The organism is Rathayibacter sp. AY1B5, assembly GCF_002932795.1.
In the GTDB taxonomy this organism is placed as follows: domain Bacteria; phylum Actinomycetota; class Actinomycetes; order Actinomycetales; family Microbacteriaceae; genus Rathayibacter.
Genome location: NZ_PSWM01000003.1, coordinates 21,643 through 39,201, shown reverse-complemented (window position 1 = coordinate 39,201; position 17,559 = coordinate 21,643). Strand labels below are relative to the sequence as shown.

Genomic DNA, 17,559 nt, shown 5'->3' with positions numbered 1-17,559 from the left:
CCTGACCCGCCCGTGCTCGATGGCAGGTTCCCGTCGAGGTCCGCCGGCCCACATATCGGGAGAAGACTCTCCTCTGATCGAAGAACCGGGGGGCTCTTGTCGCACGTCCTATCGATCGTTCGGATGAAGGCGCGGCGCTCTGATTCCGGAGAGCATTCCCCGAAGAGAGGCACGAGTCTTCGCGACTCGGCCGCTCTTCTCCTTGAACAGCGGCTTGACGACACTCCGTAGAGTCTCGATGAGCCCCCGGCCCAGAAGGAGATCGGCTTTCCGGGTGTACTGCGAGCAGACTCTTATCCGATTGAACGCGTAGTAGTAGTAGTAAGTGGTGCTCCTGCCGATTCCGGCCGAGCTCGACCCGCCCTCGAGGTGCATGATGCGCGCCTGCGGAACGACCGTCAGCTCGATGCCCGACCGTGAGGCGCGCACCGACAGTTCGCTGTCCTCCCAGTAGAGGAAGAGGTCGTCCCGGAAGCCGCCGAGGGCGTGCCAGGTCGTCATGGTCGTCGTCATCGCCGCTCCCGTCATGAACCGGGTGGGGAACGCCCGGGTCGGAAGGCCGTCCGGCGATCGGCCGTAGCCCGAGTGGGTCGACCGGCCGGACGGGAGGGAGAGCTCGCCGCCGGCGAACCACACCCCTCCCGTCGCATCGAGGATCAGAGGAGAGGCGATGGTCCTCGGGTGCGTGGCGAGATGCTCCTCGAGCACGGCCACGCACCCGGGCGCGACGACCGTGTCGGGGTTGAGGATCCAGAGCACGTCCTGGTCGGGAGCCTCGACGCTGTCGGCGAGTCTGTTCACTCCTGCGCCGAATCCGAGGTTGGTCGGGCTGACCGAGACCTGCATCCGCTCGTCGGAGCGGGCGACCTCCTCGAGGATCCGGACCTGCTCGGGACCGGAGCCGTTCTCCAGCACGCGGATCGAGTCCACGGGCTCGTCGCGGAGCGAGGCGACAAGCGCTCTGACGAGTTCGGCGGACGCGTAGTTGACGATCAGGACGTGGACGCTGATGACGGTTCCTCCGTAGTGGTGGATGCCGGTGCCGCTCCGGCGGGTTCACCTCTGGTGGTCACGACCGGACCCAGTCGGCGAGCTGCTCCTCGAACCGGGAGCGTGCGAACATCCAGGAGTGCCGTCTGCCGGCCTCGGGATCGAGCGACAGAGCTCGGATCGCCTCGTCGGCCAGGTCCGCGGAGTCCCAGTCGTGGATGTGAACGCCCGTGACTCCGTCCACGACGGTCTCCGTCGCACCGCCGGTGTCGCTGCAGATCACGGGGGTGCCGACGGCCATCGCCTCGACCGGCATGATCCCGAAGTCCTCGACCGGTGGGAAGACGTAGGCGAGCGAGCGCTCGTAGAGCGTGAAGAGGAGTGCATCCGAAGGCCGGGGGATGAAGACGACGGGCGCCGAGGAGGCGGCCGCTGCGGCTTCGAGCCTCTCCTTCTCGGGACCTGAGCCGGCGAGCACGGCGGTCGTGCCGATGGCCTCCGCGACGCGGATGACGAGTTCGAGGGATTTGTAGGCGATGAACCGGGAGGCTCCGAGCACGAAGTCGGAGGGGAGCCGTTCGACGATCCGCTCCTCCTCGGGAGTGAGGTGCGTCGACCAGTCGGCGACCGCGTGGATCCGCTCGACGTCGACCGGTGGATGGATGACGATCGAGTCGCGGTCCCACGCCCGGTCGATCCGCTCCTTGACGTACTCGCTGATGGCGGCGATCGACGTCGCCTCCTGCGCGCGCCTGCGGTCGATGCCGCGGAACGCGGGAGCGACCGCGCGCACGGCGGCGCCGTCCCCCCGAGAGTCGAGCTCGGGATTCCACACGTAGCGGGCCGGCGTGTAGGCGTAGACGTACTTGCGGAAGCCGTCCGGCTGGTTGCGGAAGCGCACGTGGTGCGCGAACGCGTGCGAGCTGACGAGCGCCCAGTCGTAGTCGTGGAACGGCTGCGACCTCCACGTCGGCAGCATGGCGGGGAGGGAGAGCGCCTTGTGCGAGCGGAGGGGCGTGCGCGCCAGCCAGGTCTCGCGGACCACGTGGTCCGGATAGCGGTCGGGGGCGTCGTTCCACAGGCACAGGATCTCGGCGTCGCTGAACGAGTCGGCCATGGCGTCGAGAACCTTCTCCGCGCCGCCGAAGGGCTCTATCCATTCGTGGACGATGACTCCGCTCATCGATTCCTCTTCTCTCCTCTCCGCGGCCCGGATCGATGTCGTCGCAGAGAGATGCAGTGAAAGGGGACGCCTCTGCACGAGGAAGAACGTCTCGTCCCGGGGCCGACCGCGCGCAGTGCGTGGCGGCAGGGGAGAGTCGATCAGCGACGAAGAAGGCGTCCCGGATGAACGGGCTTTCGGATGCTACAACTCGCATTTCAAAAGCCGCCATTTCGCATTCATAACGCGACAGAGAAGAGAAAGGCGCCAATTCCGGCCGCATATCGCGCCAGTCCCGGATCGCGCGGCGGACGGGACCGTCGAGCGGATCCGGGCGATCCGCGGCAGGCACGACGGGCGCGCCGGTATCATCGACCCGTTATGGCACGCATCTACGACTGCTCCGTCGACACGGACCTCCTGACCGGCACCCGTCTCGCGCGGACGGCCATCGGCCGCGGCGAGCTCGTGGTGATCCCCACCGACACCGTCTACGGCGTCGCGGCCAACGCGTTCGACGCGGCCGCGGTCCAGCGCCTGCTCGACGCGAAGGGACGGACGAGGCAGTCGCCGCCGCCCGTCCTGATCGGGGACGTGGCCGCCCTCGACGCCCTCGCCGAGAACGTGCCGGAGGCGGTGCGCGACCTCGCGCGGGAGTTCTGGCCCGGCGGGCTCACCATCGTCCTGCACGCCCAGCCCTCCCTGGTCTGGGACCTGGGCGAGACGCGCGGCACCGTGGCGCTGCGCATGCCGGACAACCCGGTCACGATCGAGCTCCTCGCCGAGACGGGCCCGCTGGCGGTCTCCTCCGCCAACCGCACCGGAGCGCCCTCGGCCACGACCGCGCAGGAGGCGTTCGACCAGCTCGGCGATTCCGTCGACGTCTACCTCGACGCCGGCGCCGCCGGATCGCGCTACAGCGACCGCCCCACGGGCGCCAGCGAGTCCTCGACGATCGTCGACGCGACCGCGCTGAGCTTCGAGGGCGGCACCCTGCGCATCCTGCGCCAGGGCGTCGTGTCGGCCGAGCGGATCCGCGAGGTCGTCGGCGACCTGCTCCCGGATCCGGACGCGCCCCGTGCCGAGACGTCGGAGCCCGACGCCTCTGCGGTCGGCGCGGCGCAGGCCGGGGACCAGCAGGAGCCCGACGAGGCCGCGACCGCCGGCGACCCCTACGCCTTCGAGCGGACCCCGACAGCGCGTCCCGACTGGGCCTCCGGCGCGCGCCTGCAGGACGACTCCGCGCCCGTCGACTCCGCCGATGCGCCGGACGCCGACCCGTCGAGCACGGACGCGCCGACGCCCGGCACCGGCGCCGCCCGCACCGACCCCGCTCCGGGTGAGTAACCGGTGATCACCTTCGCCCTCGTCTCGCTCGCGGTCGCGCTCGTGACCGGAGCGCTCTCGTGGGTCATCTGGAAGCTGAGCCTGAAGTACCGGCTCTACCCGAAGATCCGCGTCAGGGACATGCACACGCGGCCGACCCCCCGCCTGGGCGGCATCGCGATGTTCCTCGGGATCCTCGTCGGCTTCGGCATCGCCTCCCAGCTGCCCTACTTCCGGCTGGTGTTCGCCAATCCCGAGCCGATCCTCGCGATCCTCGGCGCGAGCCTGCTCATCGTGCTCATCGGCGTCGCCGACGACATCTGGGATCTGGACTGGACCACGAAGCTGGCCGGTCAGCTGATCGCCGCGGGCCTGATCGCCTGGAAGGGCGTGCAGATCGTCTCCCTGCCGATCGGCGGCCTGACCGTCGGCTCGCCGTGGATGTCGCTGATCATCACCGTGCTCGCGATCGTCCTGGTCACCAACGCCCTGAACTTCATCGACGGCCTGGACGGCCTCGTGGCGGGCGTCGCCCTGATCGCCAACGGAGTCTTCTTCCTCTACAGCTACCTGCTGGTACAGCAGACCTCGCCCACCGACTACTTCAACCTGGCCTCGCTCATCGCGGTCCTGCTGGTCGGCGCCTGCGCCGGATTCCTCCCCATCAACTGGCGTCCGGCGCGGATGTTCATGGGCGACAGCGGCGCACTGCTGATCGGGATGCTGATGGCCACCTCCGCGATCGCCGTCACCGGCCAGATCGACCCGGCCCAGCTCGCGGCGAAGGAGCTCCTGCCCGCGTTCATCCCGATCATCCTGCCGTTCGCGATCCTCGTGGTGCCGCTGATGGACTTCGGCCTGGCCGTGATCCGGCGTCTGCGCGCGGGCAAGTCACCGTTCAGCGCCGACCGGAAGCACCTGCACCACCGCCTGCTCGACATGGGGCACTCCCACCTGCACGCCGTGCTGATCTTCTACGCGTGGACCGCCGTCGTCGCCGTCAGCTGCCTGCTGATGTTCGTGGTCGACGTGCTGTGGGTCCCGCTCGTCTTCCTCGGAGTCGGACTGCTGGTCTGCACCGTCGTCACGCTCGCCCCGCTCAGCCGCCGCAAGCGGCTCGAGGCGGCGGCGCAGTCCGCGGAGGCCTCACCCGTGCTCGACCCCCTCGACCGCGCGTCCTCGACGGAGCTGCTCCGTCCGCCGGCCGGACTCCCGATCGACCGGGACACGACAGCGCCGACCACGGCGCGGAAGGAAGCATCATGACCGGAGCCTCCCCGGCCACCCCCCGTCCGCAGCCCGCGTCCGTCCCCGTCCTGCGCCGCGCGCTGGTCGTGGGCGGCCTCTTCGTGCTCGCCCTGGCCGTTCTCGGCACCGTCGTCGGCGGGATCGCGGCCGGGGGAGAGGGCGCGATCGGCGCCCTCCTCGGCGCGATCGTCGGCGGTGCGATGGTGCTCCTCACCGCCGCGAGCATCCTCGTCGCCAACCGCCTCGACATCGGCGGGTTCTTCGCGGTCGTCCTCGGCACGTGGCTCGCCAAGTTCGTGCTGTTCGTGATCGCCGCTCTGGTGCTGCGCGATCAGCCGTGGTTGAACAGCACGGCGATGTTCGTCACGATCATCGTCGCCGTCCTCGGGTCCCTGGTGATCGACGTCCTCGTCGTCTCGCGCTCGCGCATGCCGAACGTCAGCGACATCGCTCGATGAGGACGAGCCGAACGGTTCCTGAGAGGACCACGATTCGGCTCTCAGGCCGTTCTGTTGCTACAGTAGGGACGAATCCCGCAGGCGAACGTGTCCTCAGATCGTCTCATCGTTGATGGCGGTCGTCGAGCACGATCGCCGTCCGAGCGGAAAACCCACCTTTCGTCGTCGCGAGAGCGTTGCGTCCGAATGATTCGATTCGGTCGGCTGCAACGTGCCACGCCCCGAATTCCAGGAGCTAGCGCTGTTTGCTAACGCTGTGACCCTGTTGGTCTCGTCCTCGACCGGTGAGAGTGACTTCCACACCCCGTCGATCTCCGAGTTCTTCCCGCCCGGTTTCCTCTTCGAGGGAACCCCTTTCGAGATCAACCGCGTCATGCTGGTCCGCTTCATCGCGGTCATCGCACTGATGCTGTTCTTCTGGCTCGGGACGCGCAAGCTGCGCCTCGTCCCCGGCCGCTTCCAGAACGTCGTCGAGCTCGCGTTCGACTTCGTCCGCGTCACCATCGCCAAGGACATCCTCGGCGAGAAGGACGCGCGCCGGTTCCTCCCGATCCTCGTCACGATCTTCTTCGCGATCATCTCGATGAACCTGACCGGCATCGTCCCGTTCCTGAACATCGCCGGGACGTCCGTGGTGGGCATGCCGCTCTTCCTCGGCCTGGTCGCCTACGTGACGTTCATCTACGCGGGCATCAAGGACCGGGGGATGGGCTTCTTCAAGAACGCCCTCTTCCCGCCCGGAGCGCCGTTCCTGATCTACTTCATCCTCACGCCGATCGAGCTGCTGCAGACGTTCATCATCCGTCCGCTCTCGCTCGCGCTGCGGCTCGTGATGAACATGATCGTCGGCCACCTCCTGCTGGTGCTGTGCTTCTCGGCCACGCAGTTCTTCCTCTTCAGCTCCCAGATCGACCCGGGCTTCAAGCTCTTCGGCGTCGTGACCTTCGCCTTCGGCGGTGCGTTCACGCTCTTCGAGCTCCTCGTCGCCGTGCTGCAGGCCTACATCTTCACCCTCCTCGCTGCGGTCTACATCCAGTTGGCCGTCGCCGAGGAGCACTGACCCCACTACTCACGGGCTCCCGCCCGTTCTCACGATCACCCCACTGAAAGGACCCACTCGTGGACTCAGTCACCGTTCTCGCCGAACTCACCGGCAACATCGCGACGGTCGGTTACGGCCTCGCAGCGATCGGCCCCGGCATCGGTGTCGGCATCGTCGCGGGCAAGACCGTCGAGGCCATGGCGCGCCAGCCCGAGATGGCCGGCCGCCTCCAGACCACGATGTTCCTCGGCATCGCGTTCACCGAGGTGCTCGCGCTCATCGGCCTCGCCACCTACTTCATCTTCGCGGTCTAGTCGTGCTCAGCACCGCTGTGAACATCGCTGCGGAAGAAGGTGACGTCCCCGCGGTCATTCTGATCCCGGAGTTCTACGACTTCTTCTGGTCGGGGGTGATCTTCCTCATCCTGCTGTTCTTCTTCTGGAGGCTGGTCCTGCCGCGCCTGCAGAAGATGCTCGATGCGCGGTCCGCTGCGATCGAGGGGAACATCGCGAAGGCCGACGAGGCCCAGCGGCAGGCCGAGGCGGCCCTCGAGAAGTACACCGCCCAGCTGGCCGAGGCGCGCGCCGAGGCCGGAGTGATCCGTGAGAAGGCGAACGCCGACGGCAACGCGATCGTGGCGGCGAAGAAGGAGCAGGCGCAGGCCGAGGCCGAGCGCATCCTCCACAACGCGCACGCCCAGATCGAGGCGGACCGTCAGGCCGCCGTCGTCTCGCTCCGCTCCGAAGTCGGAACCCTCGCCATCGACCTCGCCTCCGGCGTGATCGGCGAGAGCCTCAACGACGACGCGAAGGCGTCCGCGATCGTGGACCGCTTCCTCGCCGACCTCGAGGCCTCGGAGAAGGCGAACAACTGATGGGCAGCGCGTCCAGGCAGGCACTCGCATCGGCGAAGGCGGAGCTCTCCGCCCTCGACGGTCAGGCGTCCCTCGACACGGCCCAGCAGCTCTTCGAGGCGGCTCGGGTCATCGACGGCCAGGCGCAGCTGCGCGCGGCCCTCGCCGACCCGAGCGCCGACTCGAGCAGCAAGCAGGCTCTCGTCGCCCGCGTGTTCGGTCCCTTCGGCGAGCCGGCCAAGCGCCTGCTCACCGTGATCGTCGGTCACCGCTGGTCGAGCCCGAGCGACATGGTCGCCGGGGTCGAGGAGGTCGGGGTCCGCGCGATCGCGTCCTCCGCTCCGGAGGGCGTCAGCCTCGAGAAGGAGCTCCACTCCTTCGGCGAGGTCGTCGCCTCCGACGCCCAGCTCGAGCTCGCGCTCGGCAGCAAGCTCGCCGCCGCCGACTCGAAGGTCGCGCTCGTGCAGCGCCTCCTCGAGGGCAAGGCCGCGGCCGAGACGCTGGCGATCCTCCGGCAGCTGATCGCGCACCCGCGCGGTCGCCGCATCCCGGAGCTCGTCCGCTTCGCCGCCGGCGTGGTGGCCGACCAGGGCGGATTCATCCTCGCCACGGTCTCGGTCGCCGCACCGATCGCTCCCGAGCAGCTCGACCGGCTCCGCTCGGCGCTCACGCGCCAGTACAGCCGACCGGTCTCCGTCAACGTCGTGGTCGATCCCTCCCTCCTGGGTGGGATGCGCCTGCACGTCGGCGACGAGGTCATCGACGGAACCGTCTCCGCACGGCTGTCCGACCTGAAGCTCCAGCTCGCGTCCTGACGGGCGCACGTATCCTCAGAGGGCACTGCCCTCGACCCCCGCACCATCCAGGTCAGGCCCCGACGACCTCTTCGGCTCGCACGGACCCAACGAATAGGAATTCCCATGGCAGATATCACCATCAGCCCGGATGAGATCCGCGACGCGCTGAAGGACTTCGTCTCGTCGTACGAGCCGGGCAAGGCCTCCACCACCGAGGTCGGCTACGTCATCGACGCCGCCGACGGCATCGCCCACGTCGAGGGCCTCCCCGGCGTCATGGCCAACGAGCTCATCCGCTTCTCCAACGGCGTCCTGGGCCTGGCCCAGAACCTCGACGAGAACGAGATCGGCGTCGTCGTCCTCGGCGAGTTCTCCGGCATCGAGGAGGGCATGGAGGTCACCCGCACCGGCGAGGTCCTCTCGGTCCCCGTCGGCGACGGCTACCTCGGTCGCGTCGTCGACCCGCTCGGCAACCCGATCGACGGACTCGGCGAGATCGCCTCCGAGGGCCGCCGCGCCCTCGAGCTCCAGGCTCCCGGCGTCATGTCGCGCAAGTCGGTCCACGAGCCGCTGCAGACCGGCATCAAGGCCATCGACGCGATGATCCCGGTCGGCCGCGGCCAGCGCCAGCTCATCATCGGCGACCGCCAGACCGGCAAGACGGCCATCGCGATCGACACGATCATCAACCAGAAGGCCAACTGGGAGTCGGGCGACACCAACAAGCAGGTCCGCTGCATCTACGTCGCCATCGGCCAGAAGGGCTCGACCATCGCCTCGGTGAAGGGCGCGCTCGAGGACGCCGGAGCGATGGAGTACACGACCATCGTCGCGTCCCCCGCCTCCGACCCCGCCGGCTTCAAGTACCTCGCCCCCTACACCGGCTCGGCCATCGGCCAGCACTGGATGTACGGCGGCAAGCACGTCCTGATCATCTTCGACGACCTGTCGAAGCAGGCCGAGGCCTACCGCGCCGTGTCGCTCCTCCTGCGCCGCCCGCCGGGACGCGAGGCGTACCCCGGTGACGTCTTCTACCTGCACTCCCGTCTTCTGGAGCGCTGCGCGAAGCTGTCCGACGAGCTCGGCGCCGGCTCGATGACCGGTCTCCCGATCATCGAGACCAAGGCGAACGACGTCTCGGCCTACATCCCGACCAACGTGATCTCGATCACCGACGGCCAGATCTTCCTCCAGTCCGACCTCTTCAACGCCAACCAGCGTCCCGCGGTCGACGTGGGCATCTCGGTCTCGCGGGTCGGCGGCGACGCGCAGGTCAAGTCGATCAAGAAGGTCTCCGGCACGCTGAAGCTCGAGCTGGCGCAGTACCGCTCGCTCGAGGCCTTCGCGATGTTCGCCTCCGACCTCGACGCCGCGTCGCGCCGCCAGCTCGCCCGCGGTGCCCGCCTCACCGAGCTGCTCAAGCAGCCGCAGTACTCGCCGTACCCCGTCGAGGAGCAGGTCGTCTCGATCTGGGCCGGAACGAACGGCAAGCTCGACGAGGTCCCGGTCCCCGACGTGCTGCGCTTCGAGCGCGAGCTCCTGGACTACCTGGGCCGCAACACCCAGGTGCTGAACACCCTCCGCGACACCAACGTGCTCTCCGACGACACCGTCGCCGAGCTCAACCGTGCCGTCGACGGCTTCAAGCTCGAGTTCCAGACCGGTGAGGGCAAGCCGCTCGCCTCGGTCGGGCGCGAGGAGCACCAGGCCATCGCGGCCGACGAGGTCGGCCAGGAGAAGATCGTCAAGGGCCGTCGCTGACCAGCGGCACCCCGACGATTCGCCACTTTTAGGACAACAGGAGACACATGGGAGCGCAACTCCGGGTCTACCGGTCGAAGATCCGCTCGGCCCAGACGACCAAGAAGATCACTCGGGCCATGGAGCTGATCTCGGCCTCGCGCATCCAGAAGGCGCAGAACCGCGTCGCTGCCGCGGCGCCGTACTCGAACGCGATCACGCGCGCCGTGTCCGCTGTCGCGACCTACTCGAACGTGGAGCACCCGCTCACGACCGAGCGCGAGAAGCTGGACACGGCCGCGATCGTCATCTTCACCTCCGATCGCGGCCTCGCCGGCGCCTTCTCCTCGAGCGTGCTCAAGGAGGCCGAGGAGCTGGCCGCGCTGCTGCGCAGCGAGGGCAAGGAGGTCGTCTTCTACCTGGTCGGCCGCAAGGCGAACGCGTACTTCTCGTTCCGGAAGCGGGCCAGCGTCCGCGTCTGGACGGGCGGCACCGACCAGCCCGTGTTCGAGACGGCGAAGGAGATCGCGGACGCGGTCGTCGAGTCGTACAACCTCGATGACGAGGAGGGCGGCGTGGATGAGATCCACCTCGTCTACAACCGCTTCGTCAGCATGGTCACCCAGCAGCCGACCGTCGTCCGGCTGCTGCCGCTCGAGGTCGTCGAGGGCGCCGAGGAGCAGAACAGCGAGCTGTACCCGCTCTACGAGTTCGAGCCCGACCCCGAGACGGTCCTCGACCGCCTCCTGCCCGTGTACGTCGAGAGCCGCATCTTCAACGCGATGCTGCAGTCGGCGGCCTCGGAGCACGCGGCGCGCCAGAAGGCCATGAAGTCGGCGAGCGACAACGCGGACACGCTGATCAAGACCTACACGCGTCTCGCCAACAACGCCCGCCAGACCGAGATCACGCAGCAGATCGCCGAGATCGTCGGCGGCGCCGACGCCCTGTCCTCCTCCAAGTAAGAGGGCTCCGCTCCACACAGTTTCGACTCCGCCCTCCGGGAGCGGTGAGACCACAGAAGGAAGTAGCAATGACACTGACCGCACCTGAGGCGGCGACCGGGACGTCGGGCGGGGCCATCGGCCGCATCGCCCGCGTCACCGGCCCCGTCGTTGACATCGAGTTCCCCCACGACGCGATCCCCGAGGTCTACAACGCGCTCTACACGCACGTCGAGGTCGAGGGCGTCTCGAGCAAGCTGACCTTCGAGGTCGCGCAGCACCTGGGCGACGACCTCGTCCGCGCCATCTCCCTGAACCCCACCGACGGACTCGTCCGCGGCCAGGAGGTCCACGACACCGGCCTGCCGATCTCGGTGCCGGTCGGCGACGTGACCAAGGGCAAGGTCTTCAACGTGATCGGCGAGGTCCTCAACGCCGACGCCGACGGGAAGATCAACGGCGAGTCGTTCGAGATCACCGAGCGCTGGCCCATCCACCGCAAGCCGCCGGCGTTCGACCAGCTCGAGTCCAAGACCGAGCTGTTCGAGACCGGCATCAAGGTCATCGACCTGCTGACCCCGTACGTGCAGGGCGGCAAGATCGGCCTGTTCGGCGGCGCGGGCGTCGGCAAGACCGTCCTCATCCAGGAGATGATCCAGCGCGTCGCGCAGGACCACGGTGGAGTGTCCGTGTTCGCCGGCGTCGGCGAGCGCACTCGTGAGGGCAACGACCTCATCGCCGAGATGGAGGAGGCGGGCGTCTTCGACAAGACCGCGCTCGTCTTCGGCCAGATGGACGAGCCGCCGGGAACGCGTCTGCGCGTCGCCCTGTCGGCGCTGACCATGGCGGAGTACTTCCGCGATGTGCAGAAGCAGGACGTGCTGCTCTTCATCGACAACATCTTCCGCTTCACGCAGGCCGGCTCGGAGGTGTCGACCCTCCTGGGCCGCATGCCCTCCGCGGTGGGCTACCAGCCGAACCTCGCCGACGAGATGGGTGTGCTCCAGGAGCGCATCACTTCGACGCGCGGACACTCGATCACCTCGCTGCAGGCGATCTACGTGCCCGCCGACGACTACACCGACCCGGCGCCGGCGACCACCTTCGCCCACCTCGACGCGACCACCGAGCTCTCCCGCGAGATCGCGTCGAAGGGTCTCTACCCGGCCGTCGACCCGCTCACGTCCACCTCGCGCATCCTCGACCCCCGCTACCTGGGCGCCGACCACTACCGCGTGGCGACGAACGTGAAGCAGATCCTGCAGAAGAACAAGGAGCTGCAGGAGATCATCGCGATCCTCGGTGTCGACGAGCTGTCGGAGGAGGACAAGATCACGGTGTCGCGTGCGCGCCGGATCCAGCAGTTCCTCTCGCAGAACACCTACATGGCGAAGAAGTTCACCGGTGTCGAGGGTTCGACCGTCCCGCTGAAGGACACGATCGAGTCGTTCGACGCGATCACCAAGGGCGAGTTCGACCACGTGGCCGAGCAGGCGTTCTTCAACGTCGGCTCGATCTCGGACGTCGAGGAGAAGTGGACCCAGATCCAGAAGGAGAACGGCTGATCATGGCCGGGACCCTGAAGGTCAGCGTCGTGTCCGCGAACGCCGAGGTGTGGTCCGGAGAGGCGAAGCAGCTCACGGCTCGCACCGTCGAGGGCGAGATCGGCATCCTCGCCGGCCACGAGCCGATGCTCGCGATCCTCGCCACCGGCGAGGTGCGCGTCACGGCCCTGGACGGCACGCGTCTCACCGCTCAGGCGGACGACGGCTTCCTGTCCGTCGAGAACGACGTGGTGACCGTGGTCGCCCGTCAGGCCTCGCTGGTCTAGTACACCGCCGCCCACCGCGGCACGGAGGGGCCGGACGATCATCGCGATCGTCCGGCCCCTCCGTCGTGCCGTCCTCCCCTCTTGTCCGAAGGAGTCCTGTGCACGTCCTGCTCCCACCGTCCGAGACGAAGCGGGACGGAGGCGACGAGCCGTTCGTGCTCGAGTCGCTCGCCTTCCCCGAGCTCCATGCGAAGCGGCGCGAGCTGGCGGAGGCGCTGATCGCCCTGGCCGGAGACCGCGAGCTCTCGGCGCGGGCGCTGAAGCTCGGTCCGCGCCAGCTCGGCGAGATCGATCGCAACGCCGCCCTCGCGACGGCGGTCGGCCTCCCCGCGGTCGACCGCTTCGACGGGGTGCTCTTCGATGCGCTCGACGCGCGCAGCCTCGATTCCGGTGCTCGGGAGACGCTCGGCCGGACGGCGATCGTGCAGTCCGCGCTCTGGGGGCCGATCCGGGCGCTGGACTCGATCCCCGCGTACCGGCTCTCGCACGATTCCCGCGTCCCGGGGATGCCGCTCAAGCGCTGGTGGGCGGCGGAGGCCGGGCGGGTGCTGAGCGCGCTGGACGGGCTCGTCCTGGATCTGCGGAGCGAGGCGTACGCGGCGCTCGGACCGGTACCTGCGGGCGAGGGGCGGTTCTTCGTCCGTGTCCGCTCGCGCGGAGCCGACGGTGCTCTCCGGTCGCTGAACCACTTCAACAAGCAGGGCAAGGGCCGCTTCGTCAGGGCCCTGGCCGAGGACCGGGTGGCGACGGAGTCGCTCGGCGAGCTCTCGGCGTGGGCAGCCGGGCGCGGGTTCCTGCTCGCCGAGAACCGGGAGACGGGAGAGCTCGACCTCGTCGTGCCGGAGTCGTAGGCGTCAGCGTCGGCGCCAGCAGCCGGTGAGGTGGTCGTCGACGACTCCGGCCGACTGCATCAGGGCATAGGCGGTGGTCGGTCCGACGAAGCGGAGCCCGGCGGCCTTCAGCGCTCGCGCGAGCGCCGTCGACGCGAGCGTCGTCGCCGGGACGTCGGCGGCTCGGACCACCCGATCCTCGTCGTCCGGATCGTGGAAGGACCACACGAGCCTGTCGAGCGCGCCCTCTCCGCCCTGCTCGAGGAGCGCGAGCACGGCCCGGGCGTTGTCCCGGGTGGCGATGATCTTCGCCCGGTTCCGGATGATGCCGCTGTCCTCCATCAGCCGCTCGACATCGGCGTCGTCGTACCGTGCGACCAGTGCCGGATCGAAGCCGTCGAAGACCTCGCGGAACCGCGGCCGCTTGCGGAGGATCGTGATCCAGGAGAGGCCGGACTGGAACGCCTCGAGGGAGATCTTCTCGAACAGTCGGCGATCCCCGTGCAGCGGGGTGCCCCATTCCTCGTCGTGGTAGCGGCGGTACTCCGCATCCGCGCCGCTCCAGGCGCAGCGGAGAAGGCCGTCCTCTCCCTCGACGAGCCCGTCGGCCGTGCTCATCGGTGGGGGATCCCCTCGTGATCGAGAAGCCAGGCCTTCGTGGCGACGCCCTCGCCCGCGCTGAAGCCGGTGATCCGTCCGTCGCTCGCGAGCACGCGATGGCAGCCCACGATGATCGGCACCGGGTTCGCGCCGACCGCCCCGCCGATCGGCCGGCCCGCTCGGGGGCGACCGGCGGCCGCGCCCAGTGCGCCGTAGGAGGTGATCTCCCCGAACCTCAGAGCCTGGAGCCGCTGCCAGACCTCGAGCTGGAAGGGCGTGCCGCGCAGAGCGACCGGCAGATCGAACGAGCGGCGGGTCCCGTCGAAGTACTCGTCCAGCTGCTCGACGGCCCGCAGGAGCACCGGGAGATCCGATTCCGCGAGGTGCTCGTGCGGGAGCAGGCCGGCCTGCTCGATGGCGAGCGAGACGATCGCATCGCCGTCGCTGCCCACCTCGATGCGGCCGAGGGGGCTCGTCGTCCGTCGGACGTGGAGGGGAGTCGTTCTCATGCGTCGAGAGTATCCGCGGGACTCCGGACCGACCGGCGGGAATCGGACACCGGTGCAGAACTCGGCGGCTCGGGTCCTGTGGAGGGACCCCTGGTCGGAGGGCGTGCTCCGCGCGCCGGTGATCCGGTGTCGGCCGCGACCTCTCCCTCCACAGGCGTCGATCCCGGGATCCTTCTGATGATCACGGGAGAGCGTCGATCCCGGCGAGTGCAGTGGTCGGCAGGATCGCGGCATGACCTCCTCAGCGCTCCTCCTCCGTCTCACTCCCGCCTCGCGCGTGCCGGCTCCGCCCGACGACGCCGCGCTGCTCCCTGCCGTTCACGGGTCCCGACAGGACAGGTCGGAGGCGACTCTCGTGCTCGTCCCGTTCCGCTCCGGAGCGCCGAGCGGCTCGCTCCGCTTCGAACTGACGGGAGCTGATCCGTCCCTCGTCGCGCGGGCCTGCCTCGGTGCGCTCGGCCGGTTCGGGCGGGTGCAGCGAGCACTCGCGCTGGTGCATCCCGGCGAGGCGGGTCCGGAGTCGTGCGAGGGTCTCGTCGCCGCCCTCGAGGAGCGTGCGCGCGGGCTCCCCGGCCTCGCCCTCCGTGTCGCCGTGCTCCCGTCGTCCGGCCGCGATGCCGGTCGCGAGGCCTGTGACCGGGACGACTCGCGAGCGGTGGCCGCCGCGGTCGATCGCCTCCTCGACCGCCACCCGCGGGCCGAACTGCCAGACGTCCTGCTGCACGGTGTCGACGACCTCGTCCGGCGAGCTCTCGACAGTCCCGATCCCGACGTCCGGCCAGCGGGCCTGGCCGCGCTCATCGTGGCCGTGCAGCGCGGCCGCGGTGCGGATCGCGTGCTGCGGTCGGCGCGGAGCGGTGACCCCGGCGTGGCGGGAGCGCTCGCTCCGCTGCTCCGCCGTGCCGCCGTCGTCGCACCCGCGAGCGAGCGAGCCGGAGTGCTCGTCCTCCTCGCGCGGCTCCTCGCCGGCGAGGGCCGTGCCGAGGATGCCGGGCGGTTCGCCGACGAGGCCGTCGCGCTCGATCCGCACCACGCGGGTGCACGCCGAGTCGCGGCCGCGCTCGCCGCCGCTCGGCGGGAGCGCGCCGCGTGAGGGTGCTAGAGCCGCGACCAGGCCTCGGTGAGGACGCTCCGGAGGATCTGCTCGATCTCGTCGAACTCGCGCGGGCCGATGGTGAGCGGCGGCGCCAGCTGCACGACGGGATCGCCTCGGTCGTCCGCCCGGCAGTACAGCCCCGCGTCGAAGAGCCCCTTCGAGAGGAATCCGCGCAGCAGCCGCTCCGACTCGTCCTCGTCGAAGGTCTCCTTCGTCGCCTTGTCCTTCACCAGCTCGATGCCGAAGAAGTAGCCGTCGCCCCGGACGTCGCCGACGATCGGCAGGTCGAGCAGCTTCTCGAGCGTGGACCGGAAGACGGGGGAGTTCTCGCGCACGCGCTCGTTCAGGCCCTCCTCCTCGAAGATGTCGAGGTTCTCGAGCGCGACCGCGGCCGAGACGGGATGGCCGCCGAAGGTGTAGCCGTGCGGGAAGACGACCTGACCGTGGCGGAAGGGCTCGTAGATCCGATCGCTGACGATCGTCGCGCCGATGGGGGAGTAGCCGCTGGTCATCCCCTTCGCGCAGGTGATCATGTCCGGCACGTAGCCGTACTCGTCGCAGGCGAACATGTGCCCGATGCGGCCGAACGCACAGATCACCTCATCGGACACCAGCAGCACGTCGTGCTTGTCGCAGATCTCGCGGACCCTCTGGAAGTACCCGGGAGGGGGCGGGAAGCAGCCGCCCGAGTTCTGCACGGGCTCCAGGAACACGGCGGCCACCGTGTCCGGCCCCTCGAACTCGATCATCTCCTCGATGCGGTTCGCCGCCCACAGGCCGAACGCCTCCAGGTCGTCGCCGTGCTCGGGAGCCCGGTAGAAGTTGGTGTTGGGGACGCGGAAGCCGCCCGGCACCAGCGGCTCGAACATCGACTTCATCCCGGGGATGCCCGTGATCGCGAGCGCCCCCTGGGGGGTGCCGTGATACGCGACCGAGCGGGAGATCACCTTGTGCTTGCCCGGCTTGCCCTGCAGCTTCCAGTAGTGCTTGGCGAGCTTGAACGCCGTCTCCACCGCTTCGCCGCCGCCGGTCGAGAAGAAGACCCGGTTCAGGTCGCCCGGCGCGTGGTCGGCGAGCCGGTCGGCCAGCTCGATCGCCGAGGGGGTCGCGTAGGACCAGAGCGGGAAGAAGGAGAGCTCCGACGCCTGCTTCGCCGCGGCCTCCGCCAGTCGGCGCCGCCCGTGTCCGGCATTGACGACGAAGAGGCCGGACAGGCCGTCGAAGTACTCGCGCCCGGTGCTGTCCCAGATGTGGTGGCCCTCGCCGCGCGTGATGATCGGCACGCCTGCGCCGGAGTCCATCGTCGACTGACGCGTGAAGTGCATCCAGAGGTGGTCCTTCGCCTTCTTCTGCAGGGAGGCGTCGTCGATCCCCCCTGGCGCGTCCGTCCCGCGGACGGGGTCGCCCGACTCGAGGCCGGAGGTCGAGAAGGCTGTCTCGGTGGTCATCTTTTACCGCGTTCCCCAGTTGTAGAACTGCTTGTGGAGCTTCAGATAGACGAAGGTCTCGGTCGAGAGCACGCCGGGAAGCGACCGGATCTCCTGGTTGAGCAGGGCGATCAGATCGTCGTCGTTCTCGCACACGACCTCGGCGAGGATGTCGAAGGAGCCGGCCGTCAGCACGACGTAGTCGACGGCGGGGATGGAGGCGAGCCGGTCCGCGACGTCGCGGGTGTCGCCGGTGACCCGCACCCCGATCATCGCCTGGCGGTAGAAGCCGAGCTGCATCGGATCCGTCACGGCGACGATCTGCATCACGCCCGACTCGGTGAGCTTCTGCACCCGCTGCCGGACGGCCGCCTCGCTCAGGCCCACGGCCTTGCCGATCTCGGCGTACGAGCGCCGCCCGTCGGCCTGCAGCTGCTCGATGATCGCCTTCGAGACCTCGTCGAGCTGGACAGGGCGCTGAGAGGGAGGGCGGGAAGGGGCCATGCGGCGATTCTGGCAGTCCACAGGGGTCCGGGCAAGTGGATCCGCACGTCGGAGCTCTGTCCGGCGTCGGATCCGGTGGTCGGAGCGCCCGACCCTCCGTGCGACGGGCATCGCGGGGAGTGGACAGCGGGCGGGCTCGGCGGAGGGTCGTCAGCGACTACCATCGGGAGGCGGCCGGGCACCCCGGAGCCGGCGGTCACGG

General features: G+C 69.2%; 19 protein-coding genes. 12 read left to right on the top strand and 7 right to left on the bottom strand.

Going from position 1 to position 17,559, the window contains the following annotated elements; translation table 11 throughout:
- Positions 1-108: 108 nt before the first annotated feature.
- Positions 109-993: a glycosyltransferase family 2 protein gene (locus C5D44_RS03485; protein WP_258067871.1), complete on the bottom strand. Its 885-nt coding sequence runs from the start codon at positions 991-993 to the stop codon at positions 109-111.
- Between the two features lie 76 nt (positions 994-1,069).
- The gene (locus tag C5D44_RS03480) at positions 1,070-2,173 is read right to left on the bottom strand and encodes a glycosyltransferase (protein ID WP_104277117.1); all 1,104 of its coding nucleotides are present in this window, start codon (positions 2,171-2,173) and stop codon (positions 1,070-1,072) included.
- Positions 2,174-2,533: 360 nt separating this feature from the next.
- Between C5D44_RS03480 and C5D44_RS03475 the strand changes: the two genes are divergently transcribed.
- The 12 genes from C5D44_RS03475 (at position 2,534) to C5D44_RS03420 (ending at position 13,242) form a co-directional block, all read left to right on the top strand.
- Entirely contained in the window at positions 2,534-3,499 is a 966-nt protein-coding gene (locus C5D44_RS03475; RefSeq protein WP_104277118.1) for an L-threonylcarbamoyladenylate synthase, read from the top strand.
- A 3-nt stretch (positions 3,500-3,502) separates the two neighbouring features.
- Positions 3,503-4,744 carry an MraY family glycosyltransferase gene (locus C5D44_RS03470; protein WP_181065442.1) on the top strand — a complete coding sequence of 414 codons (1,242 nt, stop codon included), beginning with the start codon at positions 3,503-3,505 and terminating at the stop codon, positions 4,742-4,744.
- Entirely contained in the window at positions 4,741-5,184 is a 444-nt protein-coding gene (locus C5D44_RS03465; RefSeq protein ID WP_104277119.1) for a hypothetical protein, read from the top strand. Before C5D44_RS03470 ends, C5D44_RS03465 begins: the two co-directional genes overlap by 4 nt.
- Positions 5,185-5,440: 256 nt before the next feature.
- Positions 5,441-6,244, top strand: a complete 804-nt coding sequence (gene atpB, locus C5D44_RS03460; protein WP_068254016.1) for a F0F1 ATP synthase subunit A — start codon at positions 5,441-5,443, stop codon at positions 6,242-6,244.
- A gap of 59 nt (positions 6,245-6,303) precedes the next feature.
- Positions 6,304-6,540, top strand: a complete 237-nt coding sequence (locus C5D44_RS03455; protein ID WP_104277120.1) for an ATP synthase F0 subunit C — start codon at positions 6,304-6,306, stop codon at positions 6,538-6,540.
- Positions 6,541-6,542: 2 nt separating this feature from the next.
- Complete coding sequence (locus C5D44_RS03450) at positions 6,543-7,100, top strand: F0F1 ATP synthase subunit B (RefSeq protein ID WP_104277121.1); 558 nt, start codon at positions 6,543-6,545, stop codon at positions 7,098-7,100.
- Positions 7,100-7,894, top strand: a complete 795-nt coding sequence (locus tag C5D44_RS03445) for a F0F1 ATP synthase subunit delta (protein WP_104280850.1) — start codon at positions 7,100-7,102, stop codon at positions 7,892-7,894. The genes C5D44_RS03450 and C5D44_RS03445 overlap by 1 nt, the downstream gene beginning before the upstream one ends.
- A 105-nt stretch (positions 7,895-7,999) precedes the next feature.
- The gene (gene atpA / locus C5D44_RS03440) at positions 8,000-9,637 is read left to right on the top strand and encodes a F0F1 ATP synthase subunit alpha (protein ID WP_104223023.1); all 1,638 of its coding nucleotides are present in this window, start codon (positions 8,000-8,002) and stop codon (positions 9,635-9,637) included.
- 47 nt (positions 9,638-9,684) lie between these two features.
- A complete protein-coding gene (locus tag C5D44_RS03435; protein ID WP_104223024.1) occupies positions 9,685-10,581 on the top strand; it encodes a F0F1 ATP synthase subunit gamma in 897 nt (298 codons plus the stop codon).
- Between the two features lie 68 nt (positions 10,582-10,649).
- On the top strand, positions 10,650-12,125 hold the full coding sequence (atpD, locus tag C5D44_RS03430; RefSeq protein WP_104277123.1) for a F0F1 ATP synthase subunit beta: 1,476 nt from the start codon (positions 10,650-10,652) through the stop codon (positions 12,123-12,125).
- Between the two features lie 2 nt (positions 12,126-12,127).
- Entirely contained in the window at positions 12,128-12,391 is a 264-nt protein-coding gene (locus C5D44_RS03425; RefSeq protein ID WP_104223026.1) for a F0F1 ATP synthase subunit epsilon, read from the top strand.
- A 98-nt stretch (positions 12,392-12,489) separates the two neighbouring features.
- Positions 12,490-13,242, top strand: coding sequence for a YaaA family protein (locus C5D44_RS03420; RefSeq protein ID WP_104277124.1), 753 nt, complete (start codon positions 12,490-12,492; stop codon positions 13,240-13,242).
- A 3-nt stretch (positions 13,243-13,245) separates the two neighbouring features.
- Here C5D44_RS03420 and C5D44_RS03415 read toward each other — a convergent pair whose 3' ends face one another.
- The 5 genes from C5D44_RS03415 to C5D44_RS03395 all read right to left on the bottom strand — a co-directional run bounded on the left by C5D44_RS03415 (position 13,246) and on the right by C5D44_RS03395 (position 17,357).
- Positions 13,246-13,839, bottom strand: coding sequence for a DNA-3-methyladenine glycosylase I (locus C5D44_RS03415; RefSeq protein ID WP_104280849.1), 594 nt, complete (start codon positions 13,837-13,839; stop codon positions 13,246-13,248).
- Positions 13,836-14,330: a methylated-DNA--[protein]-cysteine S-methyltransferase gene (locus tag C5D44_RS03410; protein WP_104277126.1), complete on the bottom strand. Its 495-nt coding sequence runs from the start codon at positions 14,328-14,330 to the stop codon at positions 13,836-13,838. The genes C5D44_RS03415 and C5D44_RS03410 overlap by 4 nt, the downstream gene beginning before the upstream one ends.
- 241 nt (positions 14,331-14,571) lie before the next feature.
- Positions 14,572-15,363, bottom strand: coding sequence for a hypothetical protein (locus C5D44_RS03405; protein WP_104280848.1), 792 nt, complete (start codon positions 15,361-15,363; stop codon positions 14,572-14,574).
- 65 nt (positions 15,364-15,428) lie between these two features.
- Positions 15,429-16,874 carry an aspartate aminotransferase family protein gene (locus tag C5D44_RS03400; protein ID WP_104280847.1) on the bottom strand — a complete coding sequence of 482 codons (1,446 nt, stop codon included), beginning with the start codon at positions 16,872-16,874 and terminating at the stop codon, positions 15,429-15,431.
- A 3-nt stretch (positions 16,875-16,877) separates the two neighbouring features.
- The gene (locus tag C5D44_RS03395; RefSeq protein WP_104223032.1) at positions 16,878-17,357 is read right to left on the bottom strand and encodes an Lrp/AsnC family transcriptional regulator; all 480 of its coding nucleotides are present in this window, start codon (positions 17,355-17,357) and stop codon (positions 16,878-16,880) included.
- Positions 17,358-17,559 lie beyond the last annotated feature (202 nt).